Annotated in this window: 14 protein-coding genes; 11 read left to right on the forward strand and 3 right to left on the reverse strand. The window is 71.5% G+C overall.

Going from position 1 to position 19,992, the window contains the following annotated elements; genetic code table 11:
• The first annotated feature begins 216 nt into the window (after window positions 1-216).
• Window positions 217-2,400 (forward strand): 3-hydroxyacyl-CoA dehydrogenase NAD-binding domain-containing protein, encoded by a 2,184-nt coding sequence (locus AC07DI_RS04555; protein WP_478902131.1) that lies wholly within the window; start codon window positions 217-219, stop codon window positions 2,398-2,400.
• Window positions 2,401-2,424: 24 nt separating this feature from the next.
• Here AC07DI_RS04555 and AC07DI_RS04560 read toward each other — a convergent pair whose 3' ends face one another.
• Entirely contained in the window at window positions 2,425-3,216 is a 792-nt protein-coding gene (locus AC07DI_RS04560) for a MerR family transcriptional regulator (protein ID WP_478902133.1), read from the reverse strand.
• A 216-nt stretch (window positions 3,217-3,432) separates the two neighbouring features.
• Between AC07DI_RS04560 and AC07DI_RS04565 the strand changes: the two genes are divergently transcribed.
• The 4 genes from AC07DI_RS04565 to AC07DI_RS04580 all read left to right on the forward strand — a co-directional run bounded on the left by AC07DI_RS04565 (window position 3,433) and on the right by AC07DI_RS04580 (window position 8,490).
• Window positions 3,433-5,238 carry an AMP-dependent synthetase/ligase gene (locus AC07DI_RS04565; RefSeq protein ID WP_478902134.1) on the forward strand — a complete coding sequence of 602 codons (1,806 nt, stop codon included), beginning with the start codon at window positions 3,433-3,435 and terminating at the stop codon, window positions 5,236-5,238.
• Between the two features lie 159 nt (window positions 5,239-5,397).
• Window positions 5,398-6,867 carry an amino acid permease gene (locus AC07DI_RS04570; RefSeq protein ID WP_384247572.1) on the forward strand — a complete coding sequence of 490 codons (1,470 nt, stop codon included), beginning with the start codon at window positions 5,398-5,400 and terminating at the stop codon, window positions 6,865-6,867.
• A 214-nt stretch (window positions 6,868-7,081) separates the two neighbouring features.
• A complete protein-coding gene (locus AC07DI_RS04575) occupies window positions 7,082-7,624 on the forward strand; it encodes a hypothetical protein (protein WP_478902136.1) in 543 nt (180 codons plus the stop codon).
• A 71-nt stretch (window positions 7,625-7,695) separates the two neighbouring features.
• Window positions 7,696-8,490, forward strand: a complete 795-nt coding sequence (locus tag AC07DI_RS04580; RefSeq protein ID WP_478902138.1) for an alpha/beta fold hydrolase — start codon at window positions 7,696-7,698, stop codon at window positions 8,488-8,490.
• A gap of 90 nt (window positions 8,491-8,580) precedes the next feature.
• Here AC07DI_RS04580 and AC07DI_RS04585 read toward each other — a convergent pair whose 3' ends face one another.
• The gene (locus AC07DI_RS04585) at window positions 8,581-10,083 is read right to left on the reverse strand and encodes a M1 family metallopeptidase (protein ID WP_478902140.1); all 1,503 of its coding nucleotides are present in this window, start codon (window positions 10,081-10,083) and stop codon (window positions 8,581-8,583) included.
• A 202-nt stretch (window positions 10,084-10,285) separates the two neighbouring features.
• Here AC07DI_RS04585 and AC07DI_RS04590 point away from each other — a divergent pair, with 202 nt between their 5' ends.
• From AC07DI_RS04590 to AC07DI_RS04600, 3 genes are all read left to right on the forward strand, one after another.
• The gene (locus tag AC07DI_RS04590; protein ID WP_478902142.1) at window positions 10,286-12,277 is read left to right on the forward strand and encodes a Xaa-Pro dipeptidyl-peptidase; all 1,992 of its coding nucleotides are present in this window, start codon (window positions 10,286-10,288) and stop codon (window positions 12,275-12,277) included.
• The gene (locus AC07DI_RS04595; protein WP_478902143.1) at window positions 12,274-13,554 is read left to right on the forward strand and encodes a M14 family metallopeptidase; all 1,281 of its coding nucleotides are present in this window, start codon (window positions 12,274-12,276) and stop codon (window positions 13,552-13,554) included. Before AC07DI_RS04590 ends, AC07DI_RS04595 begins: the two co-directional genes overlap by 4 nt.
• Window positions 13,555-13,688: 134 nt before the next feature.
• Window positions 13,689-15,368: a BCCT family transporter gene (locus AC07DI_RS04600; RefSeq protein WP_478902291.1), complete on the forward strand. Its 1,680-nt coding sequence runs from the start codon at window positions 13,689-13,691 to the stop codon at window positions 15,366-15,368.
• 36 nt (window positions 15,369-15,404) lie between these two features.
• Here the strand turns inward: AC07DI_RS04600 and AC07DI_RS04605 are convergent, their stop codons facing one another.
• Complete coding sequence (locus AC07DI_RS04605; protein ID WP_384247561.1) at window positions 15,405-16,358, reverse strand: FAD-dependent oxidoreductase; 954 nt, start codon at window positions 16,356-16,358, stop codon at window positions 15,405-15,407.
• Between the two features lie 66 nt (window positions 16,359-16,424).
• Here AC07DI_RS04605 and AC07DI_RS04610 point away from each other — a divergent pair, with 66 nt between their 5' ends.
• From AC07DI_RS04610 to AC07DI_RS04620, 3 genes are all read left to right on the forward strand, one after another.
• Window positions 16,425-17,456 carry an oxidoreductase gene (locus AC07DI_RS04610; RefSeq protein WP_478902144.1) on the forward strand — a complete coding sequence of 344 codons (1,032 nt, stop codon included), beginning with the start codon at window positions 16,425-16,427 and terminating at the stop codon, window positions 17,454-17,456.
• Window positions 17,457-17,537: 81 nt separating this feature from the next.
• A complete protein-coding gene (locus AC07DI_RS04615; RefSeq protein ID WP_478902146.1) occupies window positions 17,538-18,278 on the forward strand; it encodes a class I SAM-dependent methyltransferase in 741 nt (246 codons plus the stop codon).
• Window positions 18,279-18,322: 44 nt separating this feature from the next.
• Entirely contained in the window at window positions 18,323-19,975 is a 1,653-nt protein-coding gene (locus AC07DI_RS04620) for an ABC-F family ATP-binding cassette domain-containing protein (RefSeq protein WP_478902147.1), read from the forward strand.
• The last annotated feature ends 17 nt before the right edge of the window (window positions 19,976-19,992 follow it).

A 19,992-nucleotide genomic window follows, 5' to 3' on the forward strand; every position in this document is an offset into this window, starting at 1 on the left:
GGTACGTCGTGGTTGCTCGCGCAGTTCCCCGCGCCCCTGAAAGGCGCACTGCGTGCGCCGCCTCAGGGGCCCGTATCGGGGAAGGCTGCGGCGCAGCCGCATGCCTTCAGGGGCGCGGGGAACTGCGCGACCAGCCCCCACTCGCGGTCAGTCGGCCACGATCCCCCGCCATCCTCCCCAGATTCCGCCTGCCACAGACTTCACGGAGAATCAGAAATGACCGAAAGCACAACGATCCGCTGGGAACAGGACGACACCGGCGTCGTCACCCTCGTCCTCGACGACCCCAACCAGTCCGCGAACACCATGAACCAGGCGTTCAAGGACTCCATCGCGGCGATCGCCGACCGCGCGGAGGCCGCCGTCGCGGCCGACAAGGACGCGATCCGCGGCTTCATCTACACCTCCGCGAAGAAGACCTTCTTCGCGGGCGGCGACCTCAAGGACATGATCAAGGTCGGCCCGGAGAACGCCCGGCAGGCGTTCGAGACGGGCAACGCGATCAAGAACTCGCTGCGCCGCATCGAGACCCTGGGCAAGCCCGTCGTCGCCGCCATCAACGGCGCGGCGCTCGGCGGCGGTTACGAGATCGCCCTCGCCTCCCACCACCGCGTCGCCCTGGACGTGTCCGGCTCCAAGATCGGCCTGCCCGAGGTCACCCTCGGCCTGCTCCCGGCCGGCGGCGGCGTCACCCGCACCGTGCGCCTCATGGGCATCACGGACGCGCTCCTGAAGGTGCTCCTCCAGGGCACCCAGTACAACCCGAAGCGCGCTCTGGAGAACGGCCTCGTCCACGAACTGGCGGCCACGCCCGAGGAGATGATCGACAAGGCCCGCGCCTTCATCGACGCCAACCCCGAGTCGCAGCAGCCCTGGGACAAGCCCGGCTACCGCATCCCGGGCGGCACCCCGGCCCATCCGAAGTTCGCGGCGAACCTGCCCGCCTTCCCCGCCAACCTCAAGAAGCAGACGGGGGGCGCCAACTACCCCGCGCCGCGCAACATCCTCGCCGCGGCCGTCGAGGGCTCCCAGGTCGACTTCGAGACCGCGCTGACCATCGAGGCCCGCTACTTCACCGAGCTGGTCACCGGCCAGGTCGCGAAGAACATGATCCAGGCGTTCTTCTTCGACCTCCAGGCCGTCAACTCCGGCGCCAACCGCCCCAAGGGCGTCGAGCCGCGCCAGGTCCGCAAGGTCGCCGTCCTCGGTGCCGGGATGATGGGCGCGGGCATCGCGTACTCATGTGCCCGCGCGGGCATCGAGGTCGTCCTGAAGGACGTCTCCGCCGAGGCCGCGCAGAAGGGCAAGGGCTACTCCGAGAAGCTCTGCGCCAAGGCCGTCCAGCGCGGCCGTACCACCCAGGAGAAGGCGGACGCGCTGCTCGCCCGCATCACGCCGACCGCGGACCCGGGGGCCCTCGCGGGCTGCGACGCCGTGATCGAGGCCGTCTTCGAGGACACCTCGCTCAAGCACAAGGTGTTCCAGGAGATCCAGGACGTCGTCGAGCCGGACGCGCTGCTCTGCTCCAACACCTCGACGCTGCCGATCACCACCCTGGCCGAAGGGGTCACGCGCCCGGCCGACTTCATCGGCCTGCACTTCTTCTCGCCCGTCGACAAGATGCCGCTCGTCGAGATCATCAAGGGCGAGCGGACGGGCGAGGCGGCGCTGGCCCGCGCCTTCGACCTGGTGCGCCAGATCAACAAGACCCCGATCGTCGTCAACGACTCGCGCGGCTTCTTCACCTCGCGCGTGATCGGGCAGTTCATCAACGAAGGCGTCGCGATGGTCGGCGAGGGCATCGAGCCGGCCTCCGTCGAGCAGGCCGCGGCCCAGGCGGGCTACCCCGCCAAGGTGCTCTCCCTCATGGACGAGCTGACGCTCACCCTGCCCCGCAAGATCCGCAACGAGACGAAGAAGGCCGTCGAGGAGGCGGGCGGCACCTGGGCGGGCCACCCCTCGGACACCGTCATCGACCGCATGGTCGACGAGTTCGGGCGCCCGGGCCGGAGCGGGGGAGCGGGCTTCTACGACTACGTGGACGGAAAGCGCGCCAAGCTCTGGCCCGGCCTGCGCGAGCACTTCACCAAGCCGGGGCACGAGATCCCGTTCGAGGACATGCAGGAGAGGATGCTCTTCTCCGAAGCGCTCGACACCGTACGCCTGGTGGAGGAGGGCGTCCTGACGTCGGTCGCCGACGCCAACATCGGCTCCATCCTCGGCATCGGGTTCCCGGGCTGGACGGGCGGCGTGCTGCAGTACATCAACGGCTACGAGGGTGGGCTGCCCGGCTTCGTGGCACGCGCGCGTGAGCTCGCCGAGCGGTACGGGGAGCGGTTCGCGCCGCCCGCGCTGCTGGTCGAGAAGGCGGAGAACGGCGAGAAGTTCAGCGACGGGTGATCCCGCCGTCGGCGGGGGAGTGGCTCAGCCTTCCTTGAGCCACTCCCTCAGCTCCTCCCTGAGCGAGCGCTGGAACGCGGTCACCAGCGCCTGCACCACCATCGGCTGCATGTGCGCCGAGAGCGAGCGCATCGCCGCGACGTGCTCGGGGTCCGACTCGCGCTCGCGGTAGGGGCCCCAGACCTCGTCGCGGAAGAGCCGGGACAGCTCGTGCGCCGCCGAACGCGTGTGCTCCATCAGGACCGTGCGTGCCGCGAGGATCGTCTCGTGCGCGATCGGCACGTCCAGGAGCTGCACCCCCAGGCGCAGCAGCCCCAGGTCCACGCGGTACGTCCCCGGGGTCCCGGTCAAGGCGATCACGCCCATCGCCGCGAGCCGCTCCAGGTCCGCCTCGCCGAGCGTGCGGCCCGCCCTGCGCTCCAGCTCGGCGAGCGGGGCGTCCTCCGCCGAGTCGGGCGCCCACGAGGCCACCACGGCGCGGTGGATGGCCAGATCGTGGGCGCTCAGATCCTCGGGCAGCTGCTCCAGGTACCGCTCGATCGCGGCGAGCGTCATGCCCTGGTGCTGCAACTCCTCGATGAGCGCGAGCCGGGACAGGTGCTCCTGGCCGTAGTGGCCGACACGGCGCGCGCCGATCACCGGCGGCGGCAGCAGCCCCTTGGTGCTGTAGAAGCGGATCGTGCGGACCGTGACGCCCGCGCGCGCGGCCAGTTCGTCGACCGTGAGCTTCGGCTCCTCGGCGTCCGTCGTATGCGCCGTGTCCGTGGCGGCCGTCGTGTCCGTCGTGTCCCTCGTCCCGGTCGTGTCCGTCGTCATCGCGCGCCCTCCCTGACCGGTCGGCTCTCCGGACGTCTCCCCGTCGGTGCAGCGGTCCGGTGCCTGGCCGGGCGTGCATCAATCCGGTGCAACAGTATTGCTGGCACACCAGTGTTGTGAAACCCTCCGGGCCAGTCCCGTGGCCGTCCACGCCCGGCCACTCGCTCCTCACGCACCCGTCCGCTCACGCACAGCCGATGGCGCCAGGAGGCGGTCATGACCACGACCCCGCGACTCCCCGGGGACCCCGCCGAGCTCACGCTCCCCGCCCTGCTGCTCCGCGCCGCCGAGGACCACGGAGATCTCCCCGCGCTCTCCTGGCGGGCGGGCGGCGCGTGGTCGACGCTCACCTGGCGCGAGGTGCGCCGCGAAGTCGCCGTTCTCGCCGCCGGATACGGCGCGCTCGGGGTGCGGCGCGGCGAGCACGTCCTGATGATGATGGGCAACCGCCCCGAGCACTGGCTCGGCGACCTCGCCCTGGTGCACCTCGGCGCCGTCCCCGTCAGCGTGTACAGCACCGCGGCCCCCGAGCAGGTCGCCCACGTCGCCCGGCACAGCCGCGCCCGCCTCGCGATCATCGAGGGCGCCCGCGAACTCCCGCGCTGGGAGCCGCTGCTCGCGGACGGCACGGTCCCGCTGGAGCGCCTCGTCGTCGTGGAGGGAGCCGACGCGGGCGGGCACCACGCCCACGGATCCCTGCGCGCCACCGGCGCCCGTCTCCTCGACCCCGAGGCCTTCGAGAGGTCCTGGCGCGAGAGCCGGCCCGGCGACGCGCTCACCGTCGTCTACACCTCGGGCACCACCGGCGACCCCAAGGGCGTCCGCCTCACCCACCGCAACGTCCTCGTCGGCGGCATCGCCCTGGACGGCGTCGTCGACTTCCCCGACCACGCCGGGCACCTCTGCTACCTGCCCTTCGCGCACGTCGCGGAGCGCCTGCTCGGCATCTACCTGCCGGTGCTGCGCGCCGCCCACGTCTACCTGTGCGCGGACCCCGCCCAGGTGGCGGCCACCGCGCGCGAACTGCACCCCGTCCAGTTCTTCGGCGTCCCGCGCGTGTGGGAGAAGCTCGCCGCGTCCGTACGGGCCGCGCTCGCCGCGCTGCCCGAGGAGCGGCGCCGTGCCGTCGAGGCGGCGAACGGGACGGCGCGCGCCCACGTCGCCTGCCGCGAGCGCGGCGAGGAGCCCACCGCGGAGCTGCGCACCGCGTACGAGGAGGCCAGACGGGAGGTGCTCGATCCGCTGCTCGCGCTCGCGGGGTTCGACCGGCTGGTGTGGACGGCGAGCGCGTCGGCGCCGATGCCGCTGGACGTGTCCAGGTTCTGGGCCGGCTTCGGGCTGGTGATCATGGACGCGTGGGGGCTCACCGAGACCTCCGGCGTGGTCACGACGAACCGCCCCGACGCGTTCAGGCTCGGGTCGGTCGGCCGTCCCCTGGAAGGCCTCGGCCTACGCATCGCCGACGACGGCGAGATCCTGGTGCGCGGCGCGACGGTCTTCGAGGGCTACCTGCGGCCCGACGGCGGCGTCGACAGCGCCTGCGACGCGGACGGCTGGTTCGCCACCGGCGACATCGGGCGGCTCGACGAGGACGGCTACCTCTGGCTCACCGACCGCAAGAAGGAAATGATCGTGACGTCGACGGGCAAGAACGTCTCGCCCGCCCTCGTCGAGAACGCGCTCAAGGAGCACCCGCTGATCGGGCAGGCACTCGTCCACGGGGACGGCCGTTCCTATCTGGTGGCGCTGCTCGTCCTCGACCCCGACCTCGCGCCCCTCTGGGCCGCCGCGCGGGGGATCGAGGGGGACCTGGCCGCCCACGAGGCCGTACGGGAAGAGGTGGCGCGCGCCGTGGCGACTGCCAACGCGCGCTTGAACCGCACCGAGCAGATCAAGCGCTACCGCCTGCTCGCGGAGGAGTGGGGTCCTGAGACCGGCGAGCTGACGCCGTCCCTGAAGCTCCGCCGCCGACTGATCCGGGACAAGTACCAGCAGGTCATCGATGCTCTGTACACCCCCTGACCAGCATGTGAGAAGTTCCGCTATGTGACGTGCGCCACCGCGTGGGGCGGGGTGTGTGGGGGAAGGTGTCCCGTCGGTCCGCGCGCACGTCAGGGGTGTCGCGGGCCGGAGCACATCCGGACCCCGGAGTTTTTCGGGCACCAGAGAGTAGATCCCCCCGTGAGCAAGGAAGCCGTAGATTCGGCCGCCCCGGACGCATCCCGCACAGCTGCGTCCCAGGCCCCCGCGGACGCGGGCGACGCCGGTTATAGCAAGGACCTCAAGGCCCGCCACGTCAACATGATCGCGATCGGCGGCGCGATCGGCACCGGCCTGTTCCTGGGGGCGGGTGGCCGCCTCCACTCGGCGGGCCCCGCGCTCGCCCTCGCGTACCTCGTGTGCGGAATCTTCGCGTTTTTCGTGGTCAGGGCGCTCGGTGAGATGGTCCTCTACCGGCCGTCGTCCGGTTCCTTCGTGTCGTACGCGCGTGAGTTCCTCGGCGAGAAGGGCGCGTTCTTCGCCGGTTGGATGTACTTCCTCAACTGGTCGACCACCTGCATCGCCGACATCACGGCGATCGCGCTCTACACCCACTACTGGAGCTTCTTCACCGACATACCCCAGTGGGTGCTCGCGCTGATCGCCCTCGCGGTCGTGCTCTCGGTGAACCTCGTCTCGGTGAAGTACTTCGGCGAGATGGAGTTCTGGTTCTCGATCATCAAGGTCGCCGCACTGAGCGCCTTCATGATCATCGGCATCTACCTGCTTGCCAGCCAGCACAAGGTGGGCGGCGAGACGCCGGGCCTCAACATGATCACCGACCACGGCGGCCTCATGCCGAACGGTGTGATGCCGGTCGTGATCGTGATGCAGGGCGTCGTCTTCGCGTACGCCTCGCTGGAACTGGTCGGCGTCGCGGCGGGCGAGACCGCCGAGCCGCACAAGATCGTCCCGCGCGCGGTGAACTCGATCATGTGGCGCGTCGGCGTCTTCTACGTCGGCTCCGTGGTCCTGCTCGCGCTGCTGCTCCCGGGCGTGGTGTACACGGCCGACCAGAGCCCGTTCGTGACGGTCCTGTCCAAGATCGGCGTCCCGGCCGCCGGTGACGTGATGAACTTCGTGGTCCTCACCGCGGCCATGTCCTCGCTCAACTCCGGCCTGTACTCCACCGGCCGCATCCTGCGCTCGATGGCGATGTCGGGCTCCGCCCCGCGGTTCACGGCCAGGATGAACCGCAACCAGGTGCCCTACGGCGGCATCCTGCTCACCGCCTCCCTCGGCGTCGTCGGCGTCGGCCTCAACCGGGTGGTCCCCGGCAAGGCCTTCGAGATCGTCCTGAACGTGGCGTCGCTCGGCATCATCGGCACCTGGATCACGATCATGGTCTGCCACCTGGCGTTCGTGCGCAGCGCCAAGCGCGGCGAGATCACCCGGCCCAAGTTTCAGCTCCCGTTCAGCGGCGTCACCGAGTACGTGACGATCGCGTTCCTGCTCGCCGTCCTCTGCCTGATGTGGAAGGACGCCGAGGTCGGCCGCAAGACGCTGTTCCTGATCCCGGTCGTGGGCCTCGCCCTGGTCGCGGGCTGGTTCGGCGTGCGGCGCCGGGTCGGACGCGAGGCGCAGAGCCTCACGGAGCCGCGGGACCGGTAGCCGGTCACGGCAACAGAGGGCCACGGTCAGTGGCAGCCCCCACGGTGGCGTCATGTCGGAGATCACGTATGTCCGAGGTGGCGCCACCGCGCCGTTCGGTGCGTGCGCCGAGGGCGCGTCCGGGCCCCGGGGCGCGGGCGGGCGTTCAAAGACAGGCGCTAACCGACCCGCAGGTGTGCGTTGTCGCGCACGGATGAGCGGGTAGAGCACCGGCATGCAACCCATCCCCGTGGAACTCGGGCCGATCGGCCCGAAGGCCCAGGAACTGGCGGTCGCCGTCGTCCTGTGCGGCGCCCTCTGTCTCCTCGCCGGACGCCTCCTGCCGCGCGCCGGCCGCGCCCTCGAAGGACGGGGGCCGGTCCTCACGGACGCAGGGGGCGATACGGAGGCCCGGCAGAGGTTGCTCTCCGAACCCCGTCGCGAGAGCGCGCACGTCGGGCGGCCCGCGCGGGAGGCGGTCGGCGTGGCGAGCGACGGGGCTCTCGCCACCGGGCAGGCCAGGGGAGAGGCGGAGCGCGCCGAGGCCGAGGCCGAACTGCGCGGCCAGGTCTCCGAGTGGGCGTCCGAGCTGGCGAGCCGCATCGCGTCGGAGCCGCTGACGGGGCTGCCCGTGACACCGTTCACGGGAGCGCTCCCGGAGCTGCCGCCGGTGCCGGACACCGGCGCCTCCGTGGCGCCGGGCGGCGAGCCGGGCATCCTGTGGAGCCACGACCCGGACGACCCGCCCGCTGCCGATCCGACAGGTTCCGGTCGCTAGACCTACCCATTCGCGCCCTCGCCCGCCGGGCCCCCTGGCGGTTCCACCCGCACCCGCGGAGACTCGGCGGCATGGACGTCGTGGTGTCGGTCAAGGACGGCGAAGTGTGGGCGCAGGACTCAGGCGACCCGGGCGGCGCGGACGGCGCGGGCCTCCCGCTGGTCCTGCTGCACCCGGGGGTCGGCGACTCCCGCATCTGGGACGGCATCCTCCCGAGCCTCACGGCACGGCACCGGGTGATCCGCTACGACGCGCGGGGGTACGGCAGGTCGCCGGCCCCGACCGCCCCGTACTCCCTGGTCGAAGACCTGATCGCCGTCCTCGACCACTTCGGGGTGGCCCGCGCCGTCATCGCCGCGTCGAGCATGGGCGGTGCGACGGCCCTGAGCCTCGCGCTCCGCGATCCGGCGCGGGTGGCGAGCCTCGCCCTGCTGGTGCCGGGCGTCACCGGCGCCGACGAGCTCGTTCCCGCGGCGTTCATGGCCGAGATCGGCAGGCTCGCCGAGGCGGGCGACGTGGACGGCATCGTGGCGCTGCTGAGGCGCACCTCGGGCGCCGCGGGGACCGGTGACGACCCGGAGGTCGAGGCGCATCTGCGGGCGGTGGTCCCGGCGTGGTTCGCCAACGTCCCCCACAACAGGCCCGACCCGCCCGCCTACGACCGGCTCGGCGAGCTCGACGTGCCGTGCGTCCTCGCCATCGGCGAGCTCGACCAGCCCGAGGTGATCCACGTGAACGAGACGATGGCGCGGCGCATCCCCGGCTGCCGCACGGTGCGCCTCGCGCACAGCGACCACTTCCCGACGGTGCGGGAGCCGGACGCGGCCCTCGACGTCATCCTGGGCGCGTACGCCGCGGCGCGCTGAGCAGGCGGGGGTTCAAAGACAGGCTCTGAGAGCCTGTGGCGCCGCGCCCGGGCGGCGCGGCGGCGCCGCCCGGGTCCGGCACGCCGGTCCTCAGTGACCGTGACCGTGCTCGTGCACACCGTTCGTCGCGGCGATCTGCTTCCACGACTTCGGCTTGGCCGGGGCGGCGGCGGAGCGGGCGATACCGGCGTCCCGCACGGCGGGAGCCGCCGGACGCGACGGCTGGTAGAGCCAGGTGTCGAACAGCTCGGCCAGCGGCTTGCCCGAGACCTTCTCGGCGAACTTCACGAAGTCGTTGACCTTGGCGTTGCCGTACGCGTGCTGCTGCGGCCACTGCTTCAGGATCGCGAAGAACGTCTTGTCCCCGACCTCGTTGCGCAGCGCCTGCAGGGCGAGCGCGCCCCGGTCGTAGACCGCACCGTGGAACTGGTTGTCCGGCCCCGGGTCGCCCGGCTTGACCTGCCAGAACGGGTCGTCCGCGGGGTGCTGGGCGTACACGTAGTCCGCCAGCTCCTGCGCAGTGCCCTCGCCCTCCTTCTCCGACCACAGCCACTGGCTGTAGCGGGCGAAGCCCTCGTTGACCCAGATGTCCTTCCAGCCGTCCACGGACACGCTGTCGCCGTACCACTGGTGGGCCAGCTCATGGACGACGATCGACGCGTTGGAGCCGTTCGCGAACGCGGCGGGGCTGTAGAAGGGCCGCGTCTGGGTCTCCAGGGCGTAGCTGCTCTTCACGTTCGGGACGTACCCGCCGAGCGCGTTGAAGGGGTACTTGCCGAAGACCGTCTCCAGCCACTCGGCGACCTCGGTGGTCCGCTCTATGCTGGCCCGCGCCGAGCCCGCGTTGTCGCCGAGGTCCTTGCTGTAGGCGTTGAGGACCGGCAGGCCGCTCTCGGTCCTGTCGGTCGTGATGTCGAACTTGCCGACCGCGAGGGTGGCGAGGTAGCTCGCCTGCGGCTTGTTGGAGCGCCAGTTGTAGCGGGTCCAGCCGAGCTTGGAACTCTGCGACTGCAGCACGCCGTTGGAGATCGCCTGGGTGCCGTCGGGCACGGAGACGGACACGTCGTACGTCGCCTTGTCCAGCGGGTGGTCGTTGGAGGGGAACCACCACACGGCCGAGTCGGGCTCCTGGGCCGCGACGCCGCCGTCCGGCGTCCGGTGCCAGGCCGTGTAGCCGTTGATCTTCAGCTCGGAGGGCTTGCCCGCGTACCGCACGACGACCGTGACCGCCGTGCCCTTGGACAGTCCCGCCGGCGGCGTGATCTCCAGTTCCTGGTCGCCGGTCTTCGCGAACTTCGCCTTCTTGCCGTTGACCCGCACCTCGGAGACCTTGAGGCCGAAGTCGAGGTTGAAGCGGGAGAGGTCCTGCGTGGTGCGGGCGTTGATCGTCGCCGTGCCTTCGAGCAGGTCGGTCCCGGGCTGGTACTTCAGCCGCAGGTCGTAGTGCGAGACGTCGTATCCGCCGTTGCCGCTGGCCGGGTAGTAGGGGTCGCCGATGCCCGGCGCCCCGGGGGTGAAGTCCGCGGCCGATGCCGGGATCGCCAGCAGGAGAGAGGCCGCGAGCGCGCCCGGGGCGATGAGTCTGCGGTGCACGTCAAACTCCAAGTCGTAGGGTCTGAAGATCGGTTCGTCTTGGTCGACGAGCCTATTCAGCCCCGCCCGCACGCGTCATGTCCATGGCCCCGAACGTCACATGATCGCCATGCGGCCGACATGTGCCTCAATGTCCCACGCACCTGACATGTCGCCTACGGCCCCCTGTCGCGCGGCAGTTCGCCCGTGTACCTTCCGCGCCATGCCGATACGTGCGCGACGCACCCGCCTCCTGTGGAGAGCACTTCTCGCGGCGGCCCTGGCCGCCCTGATCGCCACCCTCATGTCCCCGGGCGCGGCGCAGGGGGCGGCACAGTCCCCCCGCACGCCGGGCCAGAGCCTGCGTACACCGGGCGAGAGCAAGCCCGTGTACTCCTACGAGAACGCGATCCGCGAATCCGTCTGGGTCGACACCAGGATCGACGGTGACGCGGACGGCAGGACCGACCGTGTCGCCGTCGACATCGTCCGGCCCCGCGAACTCGACCGCACGGGCCGCCGGATACCCGTGATCATGGACGCGAGCCCGTACTACTCCTGCTGCGGGCGGGGCAACGAGAGCCAGAAGAAGACGTACGACGCGGACGGCAAGCCCGTCCAACTCCCCCTCTACTACGACAACTACTTCGTGCCGCGCGGCTACGGCTACGTCGCCGTGGACCTCGCGGGCACCAACCGCTCCGACGGCTGTGTCGACGTCGGCGGCCGCTCCGACGTCCAGTCCGCGAAGGCCGTCGTCGACTGGCTGAACGGGCGCGCCCGCGGCTACACGAGCCGCACAGGAAGCGAACGTACGAAGGCGTCGTGGACCAACGGCGCCACCGGAATGATCGGCAAGAGCTACGACGGGACCGTCGCGAACGGAGTGGCCGCCACCGGCGTCAAGGGCTTGCGGACGATCGTGCCGATCGGCGCGATCTCCTCCTGGTACGACTACTACTTCGCCAAGGGCGCGCCGCTCTACGACGGCGGCCCCGACGGCCTCTCGAACGCCGTGGAGAGCCCCGAGGCCCGCGCCCGCTGCGGCGCCGTGCAGCAGCGCCTGGTCGACGGGGCGCCGCGCTCCGGCGACTGGACCCGCCTGTGGAGCGAACGGAACCACGTGCCGGACGCCGGAAAGGTCCGGGCCAGCGTCTTCGCCGTGCACGGCATGCAGGACCTCAACGTCCGCACCAAGCACTTCGGCCAGTGGTGGGACGCCCTCGCGAAGAACGGCGTCGACCGCAAGGTGTGGCTCAGCCAGGCCGGCCACGTCGACCCGTTCGACCTGCGCCGCGGCGACTGGGTGCGCACGCTGCACCGCTGGTTCGACCACGAACTCCTCGGCTACGACAACGGCGTCGACCGCGAGCCGATGGCCGACATCGAACGCGCCCCGGACCACTGGACCACCGACCGGGTCTGGCCGCCGCGCGGCACCCACGCGGTCGCCCTCCGCCCGGCCAAGGGCGCGGCGCCCGGTGTCGGCACCCTCGGACTGCGGCCCGGCAAGGGCACCGAGACCTTCACCGACGACCGTTCGCTGAGCGAGACCGACTGGGCCGATCGCATCGGCACGCCGACCCCCGCCAAGGCGGGCTTCGTCAGCGACCCCCTCGGACGCGACCTGCGCCTCTCCGGCTCCTCCACGGTGACCGTCACCGCGACCCCGACGACCCGCACCGCCCACCTCTCCGCGGTCCTCGTCGACCTCGGCCCCGACACCATCCGGGACTACTCCGCCCCGGGCGAGGGCATCACCACCCTTCCCGAACGCACCTGCTGGGGCGCGAGCACCGCGGGTGACAGCTCCTGCTTCAAGGAGACGCGCGCCAGGACCGCCGCCGTCGACTACACGATCTTCAGCCGCGGCTGGGCCGACCTCGGCAACTGGGCCGATGCCCGGCACGGCCACCCGCTCACCCCGGGCAAGCCGCACACCATCACCCTCGACCTCGCCGCGAGCGACCACGTCGTGCCCAAGGGGCACCGCCTGGCGCTGATCGTCGCGGGCACCGACAAGAATCTCATCGAGCCGCCCGCCGACACCCCGACGCTCACCATCGACCTCGCCCGCACCTCGGCGAAACTGCCGCTGGCCGGCGGCGCGGACTCCTTCACCACCACCGCACCCCGCACACCCGGCCGGTCCCGTCTCGACGGCGTGGCCCCGCCCCGCCCGCTCAACCCCGTTCCCGGAGGCCGCACTTCATGACGCCCCGCATACGCACCCTGGCGCTCGCCTGCGCCACCGCCGCACTCGCCGCGCCCCTTCTGACGGCGCCCGCCCAGGCGACGCAGACCCCGCCCCGTACCGGATTCGAGGAGACCGACGGGGCGCGCTGGACCAACCAGCCGGAGGAACAGGAACTCCTCGCCACCGTCGACAAGGCCGCCAAGAGGGTCACCGTCAGCCGCATCGGCACCACGAAGCAGGGCCGCCCCCTCCAACTGGTCCGCATCGGCGAACGCCCCTCGAAGAACACCATCCTGCTGATCTGCAGCCAGCACGGCGACGAGCCGTCGGGCCGCGAGGCCTGCCTGTCCACGATCCGCGACCTGGCATACGCGAAGGACAAGAAGACCCGGCGCTTCCTCTCCCGCACCACGCTGCTCGTCCTGCCCACCGCCAATCCCGACGGCCGCGCCGCCGACACCCGCGGCAACTCCGACGGCGTGGACATCAACCGCGACCACCTCGCCCTGAAGACCGCGGAGGCCCGCGCCGTGGCCGCCGTGATCCGCGACCGCGAGCCCGACGTCATCTACGACCTGCACGAGTACGGCGCCACCCCCAAGTACTACGACAAAGACCTGTTCGACCTCTGGCCGCGCAACCTCAACACCGACGACGCCGTGCACAGGGAGGCGCAGACCCTGTCCGAGGCGTACGTACGCCCCGCCGCCCGGCACGACGCGTACACCATCGGCACGTACGGCATCTGGACCGACCCGGTCACCGGCGACCCGATCAAGCAGACCGCGGGCGACGGCCAGGAACGCATCCTGCGCAACATGTCCGGCATCAAGCACGCGGCGGGACTGCTCATCGAGAGCCGCGTCGATCCGATGACCGACGCCGAGAAGAAGGACGAGGCGCTGAACAACCGGCGGCGCGTGGCCTCCCAGCGTTCGGCGCTCGGTGGCCTGGCCGAGTTCACGGACGAGCGTCGTGACCGGCTCGAGGCGGCCACCGGCGCCGCCCGCGCCGAGGGCTTCCGCGACCGCGGCCCGGTCTACATCGGCGGCGCCGACAACGACCCCGCCGAACCGTCCGAGATCATCCAGGACCCGCCCTGCGGCTACCGCCTCGACGCCGCCCAGTACCGCGACATCAAGGACGAACTCGCCCTGCACGGCGTCACCGTGAGGCGCGGGAAGTCCGGCGCGTACGTACCGCTGAGGCAGCCCGCGCGCCGTCTCGTCCCGCTCCTGCTCGACGAGCGCGCGCCGTATCACGTGGTCACGGCTCGGCCCGACATGGCCTGTTGAGGAAGTGAGAGGTGCGTCACATGTGGTAGGGGGTAGCGGAGAACAAAGTCCGGAAACAAACGTCCCCTCGAAAGGTGCCCCTTGTGACGCAGGATCAGCGGAAAGCGGACGACGGGGGAGGGGCGCAGGAGATCATGGCGCCCGCCCCCGGCGGCCGCTCGCCACAGACGGACCGGGTGGTGTTCGGCGTGACCGCCGTGCTCACCCTGGCGTTCGTGGTCTGGGGCGCGGTGTCGACGGATTCGTTGCAGGATGTCTCCACGGACATGCTCAACGGGTTGATGCACAACGGCGGTTGGTTCTTCATGCTGACCGCCACCGGGTTCGTCGTCTTCGCGCTCTGGCTGGCCGTCAGCCGGTACGGAAAGATCACTCTCGGGCGGGAGGGCGAGGACCCGGAGTTCCGCACCGTCTCCTGGGTCGCCATGATGTTCAGCGCCGGCATGGGCATCGGCCTGATGTTCTACGGAGTGAGCGAGCCCCTGGCCCACTTCACCTCGCCACCGCCGGGCACCGATCCGGCCGATCCGCCCGCGGCGATGGAGACCGCGATGGCCACCACGCTCTTCCACTGGACGCTCCACCCGTGGGCGATCTACGCCGTCGTGGGCCTCGCCATCGCGTACAGCACCTTCCGCCGCAACCGGCGCCAGACCATCAGCGCCGTCTTCGAACCGCTCATCGGCGAGAAGCACGCGCACGGCGCCTGGGGCCGGGTCATCGACATCCTCGCCATCTTCGCCACGCTCTTCGGCTCGGCCGCCTCCCTCGGCCTCGGCGCCCTGCAGATCGGCAGCGGCATCGAGGTGCTCGACTGGATGGAGAACGCCGGCACGGGCCTGCTCGTCGTCATCATCGCCGTGCTGACCCTGGCCTTCGTGGCGTCCGCCATCTCCGGTGTGGAGAAGGGCGTCCAGTGGCTTTCCAACATCAACATGGTGCTCGCCGCGCTGCTCGTCCTGTTCGTCTTCGTCGCGGGCCCGACGGTCATCATCCTCGACATGGTGCCCACCTCGCTCGGCGCCTACCTCGACGACCTGCCCCAGCTGATCGGCCGCACCGAGGCGTCCAGCGGCAAGGGCGTCGCGGACTGGCTGAGCAGCTGGACGGTCTTCTACTGGGCCTGGTGGATCTCGTGGACGCCCTTCGTCGGCATGTTCATCGCGCGGATCAGCCGCGGCCGTACGATCCGGCAGTTCGTCGGCGGCGTCATCCTGGTGCCGAGCACCGTCAGCCTCATCTGGTTCGCCGTGTTCGGCGGCAGCGCCATGACCGTCGCGGACCGGGGCGGACTCAAGGGCGAGACGACGCAGGAGGCGCAGCTCTTCGGCCTGCTCCACGAGTATCCGATCGCCACCGTCACCAGCCTCCTGGTGATGATCCTCGTGGGCATCTTCTTCGTCTCGGGCGCCGACGCCGCGTCCATCGTGATGGGCACGCTCTCCCAGAAGGGCGCCCTCGAACCGGGCCGGTTCGTGGTGATCTTCTGGGGCATCGTGACCGGCGCCGTCGGCGCGGTCATGCTGCTGATCGGCGACGGCTCGGACGACGCGCTCACCGGCCTGCGCAACCTCACGATCCTGGTGGCCGCTCCCTTCACCCTCGTGATGATCGGCATGTGTGTGTCGCTGATGCGGGACCTGCGCCACGACCCGCTGATCGTGCGCGGTGAGCACGGCACGGAAGCGGTCGAGAAGGCCGTGATCGCCGGGCACGAGCAGTACGCCGGCGACTTCGAGATCCGGATCGGCCCGGCCCAGGACGACAACGGCGACGACGAGGACTCGGGCAGCACGGCGGTCAGGAAGCGCTGAGTCAGGCTCTGCCCGTTCCGTCCCGAAGACGGGCCCTCAGGAGGCGGCGTCCGCCAGGCGCGCCGCCTCCCGCGCACACCCCCAGGCGACCGTGACACCGGCGCCGCCGTGCCCGTAGTTGTGCACGAGCACCCCGCCCTCCGGCGTCCGCTCCCGCTCCAGGCGCACCCGGTGGCGCGCGGGCCGCAGCCCCACCCGATGCCCGAGCACCCGCGCCCCCGCGATCTCCGGCCGCACGGCCGCGCACCGCGCGACGATGGCCTCGGCCACCGCCGGATCCGGCTCGGCCGACCAGACGCTGTCCTCGGCGGTCCCGCCGAGCAGCAGCCCGCCCGGCTGCGGAAAGAAGTACGTGGTCGTACTCGACGCGGCGTCGGCCGCCGTGAACCACGTCTCGATCCCCGGGTTCTCCACGACGACGAGCTGACCCCGCACCGGGTACACCGCGTCGTCCGGTACGAGCCGACGCGCGCCGAGCCCCGAGCAGTTGACCACGGTGGGCGCCTCGGCCAGGGGCTCCGCGAGCCGCCCGACCGTACGCTCCTCCACCACCCCGCCCGCCGCACGGAACCGCTCCCGCAGCCAGCCGAGATGGACCGGCATGTCGATGAGCGGCAACCGCGCCCAGAGCCCACGCCCCGCGTACTCGCCGCGCTCCGCGGGCCGCAGCCCCGCCACGCGCGACGCCCACGGCCCCAACGCGTCCAGCCCTGTCTCGGCATGTACGCCCTCGACCATGCGTACGCCGCCGGACCCGCCGCGAGCGGCCAACTCCTCGTACACGGCCAGCGAGTCCAGCGCCCAGTCACCGGCCGCCGCCACCGGCTCTATGCGGTAGGGCCACCACAGGGCGCCCGCAACGGCCGAGGTGGTCCGCTCGGCGGGCTCCTTGCTCCACACCCGCACGCGGCGCCCCGACTCGGCGAGCACGACGGCCGTGGTGAGCCCGACGACCCCACTGCCCACCACGATCACATCGTCATCTTTCATACCGGGAACGTAGCGGAATGTGCCATGCCGTGCTCACATCACATGCCGGGTGGGGATACTCACAGCATGTCTGCCGAGTACGCGACCTTCGGTCTGGCACCGGCCATGCGCGCCGGTGGGGTCCTCGCCGACGGTGGCTACCAAGTACACCGCGACTTCGTCGACTTCATCGTGGACGGGCGCCCCCTGCTCTTTTGGCTGTCCGACCTCGACGCGGTGTCGCCGCTGGCCGCCGACATCCCGCCGGCCATCTTCACGGCGCACGTCCGCAGACTGCTCCTGGAGGCCGAGGCGCCGCTGCGCGAGGGGCGTTACGTCATCTACGGCTGCCCCGAGTGCGAGGGCCTGGAGTGCGGCGCGGTCACGGCGGTGATCGAGAAGAGCGCCGACGGCAGCGACGACTTCGTCTGGCGCGACTTCGCCTGGCAGACGTCGGAGCCGGTCGACCTGGTGCTCAACGGCTACCACGGCATAGGGCCCTTCCGCTTCCGGGGCGCCGAATACCGCGAGGCACTCGGCCAGTTGCTCACCGCGGGAGAGCGCCAGGCCCGCCGCCGGGTCCTGCTGATCGGCCCGCGCGTGGCGCTCCTCGCCAAACTGGCCGCGGCGCTGCGCACGATCGGCATCGGCGCGGAGATCGCGGCGGACGCGGCGGGCGTCGCGCCCGACGAACTCCGCACGTACGGCGCGGTCGCCTTCGGCCGCGCGGTCCCCGAGGCGACCCGCCACTCCGTACGCTCGGCCTTCGACGGCGCGGGCGCCCAGGTCGCCCACGTCGACGGCCTCGCCCCGGTCATCCCGGTCCTGCTCGCCCAGATCGAGTACGCGCTGGACCGCAGCCCGATGGAACAGCGCCGCCTCACCCGGCTCACGGCGGGCCCCGGCGCGGCGGAGCTGGAGGTCACGTCGGCGTGCCGGGTCCGGCTTACGGCGTACCGCACGGACCGCCTCTCGCGCACCCACACCCACGAAGTCCTCGACGAGGTCCTGGAGCCGGGGCGGCACCGGGTCCCGCTGCCGGCCAAGGCCACGAAGGGCGAGGCCTACGTGGTGGCCCGGACCTCCACGAGCGTGCTGGTCGCCCCGGCCTCGCCGTGACCGCGATCGCCGCCGACGTGAGGACCGGCCAGTGCTCCAAATGTGTTGACCGCCCCCGCCACGCAGTGCTGGAGTCGGCGCGTGGACAGCATCCCCGCCAACCGGCGGCTCTGGAACCGGATCAGCAGCGCCTACCAGCACGAGCACGACCCGCGAATCGGCGCCACACCCCGGCTGTGGGGCATGTACTCCATCCCCGACGCGCGCCTGCGCGCCCTGGGCGACGTCACCGGCAAGCGCGTCCTCGAACTCGGCTGCGGCGCCGGCCAGTGGTCCAGAGCCCTCGCCGCCGAGGGCGCCACCGTGGTCGGGCTCGACCTGTCCGAAGCCCAGCTCGCCGCGGCGGCCGACGCGATGGGAGCGGCCCGCTACCCGCTGGTGCAGGGCGCCGCAGAACGACTCCCCTTCGCCGCCGACAGCTTCGACCTGGTCTTCTGCGACTTCGGCGGGCTCAGCTGGGCGCCCCCGCAGCTGGCCGTCCCGGAGGCCGCACGCGTCCTGGGCCGGGGCGGGCGCCTGGTGTTCAACGTCGCAAGCCCATGGTTCGAAGCGTGCTACGACGAAGCCGCGAGCCGCGTGACCACGACGCTGCGGCAGGACTACTTCGGGCTGGACACCATCGCCGAGGGCGACGGCGCGACCAGCTATCAGCTCACCTACGGCGACTGGGTCAGGGTCCTGCGCGGCGCGGGTCTGATCATCGACGACCTCATAGAGCCGCGGCCCGAACCCGGAACACCCAACGGCTACAACGAGACCGACCCACCCGACTGGGCACACCGCTGGCCGGCGGAGTCGCTCTGGGTCACCCACAGAGCGTGAGGGGCGGGAGGCCACCCCGCCCCACGTCCTACAATCACCCCCTGATGACCGCAACTCTCGTCGCCAAAGATCTCGCCGCAGGCCACGGCGACCGCACCCTGTTCTCCGGACTTGAACTGGTCGTCGCCCCCGGCGACGTCATCGGTCTCGTCGGGGCCAACGGAGCGGGGAAGTCCACGCTGCTGAGGCTCCTCGCGGGCCTCGACGCCCCCGAAGGGGGAGAGCTGAGGCTCTCGCCGCCCGCCGCGTCCGTCGGGCACCTGCCCCAGGAGCCGGACCGCCGCCCGGGTGAGTCGATCCGCGCCTTCCTGGCCCGGCGCACCGGCGTCGCCGAGGCCCAGCGCGTCATGGACGAGGCGACCCAGGCCCTCGTCGACGGCGCCCCGGGCGCGGACGACGCGTACGCCACGAGCCTGGAGCGCTGGCTGGCGCTCGGCGGCGCGGACCTCGACGAACGCGCCGAGGACGTCGCCGACTCCCTCGGTCTCGCCGTCAGCCTCGACCAGCCCATGACGTCGCTCTCGGGAGGCCAGGCGGCCCGCGCGGGACTCGCCTCGCTGCTCCTCTCCCGGTACGACGTGTTCCTCCTCGACGAGCCGACGAACGACCTCGACCTGGCGGGCCTGGAACGCCTGGAGGGCTTCGTACGCGGCCTGCGCGCCGGTACGGTCGTGGTCAGCCACGACCGCGAGTTCCTCACCCGCACCGTCACCAAGGTCCTCGAACTCGACCTGGCCCAGCAGCAGATCAACCTCTACGGCGGCGGCTACGATGCGTACCTGGAGGAGCGGGAGACGGCCCGGCGCCACGCCCGCGACGAGTACGACGAGTACGCCGACAAGAAGTCGGCGCTCCAGAGCCGCGCCCAGATGCAGCGCTCGTGGTCGGACAAGGGCGTGAAGAACGCCCGCCGCAAGGCCAGGGCGGGCGGCGACAACGACAAGATCGGCCGGAACCTCCGCAGCGACGCCAGCGAGAAGCAGGCGGCCAAGGCCCGGCAGACGCAGCGCATGATCGAGCGCCTCGACGTCGTCGAGGAACCCCGCAAGGAGTGGGAGCTCCGCATGGAGATCGCGGCGGCCCCGCGCTCCGGTTCGGTCGTCGCGAGCCTGCGCGACGCGGAGGTGCGCAGGGGCGCGTTCACGCTGGGTCCCCTCACGCTGCAGATCGACTGGGCGGACCGCGTGGCCATCACCGGGGCGAACGGCTCGGGCAAGTCGACGCTGCTCGCCGCGCTCCTGGAACGCCTTCCGCTGGACGCGGGCCACGCGGCCCTCGGATCGGGCGTCCTGGTGGGTGAGGTCGACCAGGCCCGCGCGCTGTTCCACGGCGAGGAGTCCCTGCTCGACGCGTTCTGCGCGGCGGTCCCCGACACCGAGCCGGCCGAAGTCCGCACGCTGCTCGCCAAGTTCGGCCTCAAGGCGGAACACGTGCTGCGCTCGGCGGCCACGCTCTCGCCCGGCGAGCGGACGCGCGCGGCCCTCGCCCTGCTCCAGGGCCGCGGCGTCAACCTGCTCGTCCTCGACGAGCCGACGAACCACCTCGACCTGCCCGCGATCGAGCAGCTGGAGTCGGCCCTGGAGTCCTACGAGGGCACGCTGCTGCTGGTCACGCACGACCGCAGGATGCTCGACGCGGTCCAGGTGACACGCCGCCTGGAGGTGGCGGAGGGCAAAGTGACCGAACTGTCACTCTGACCTCCACGCACCCCCTG

The sequence above is a fragment of the Streptomyces sp. NPDC044106 genome, assembly GCF_056433985.1.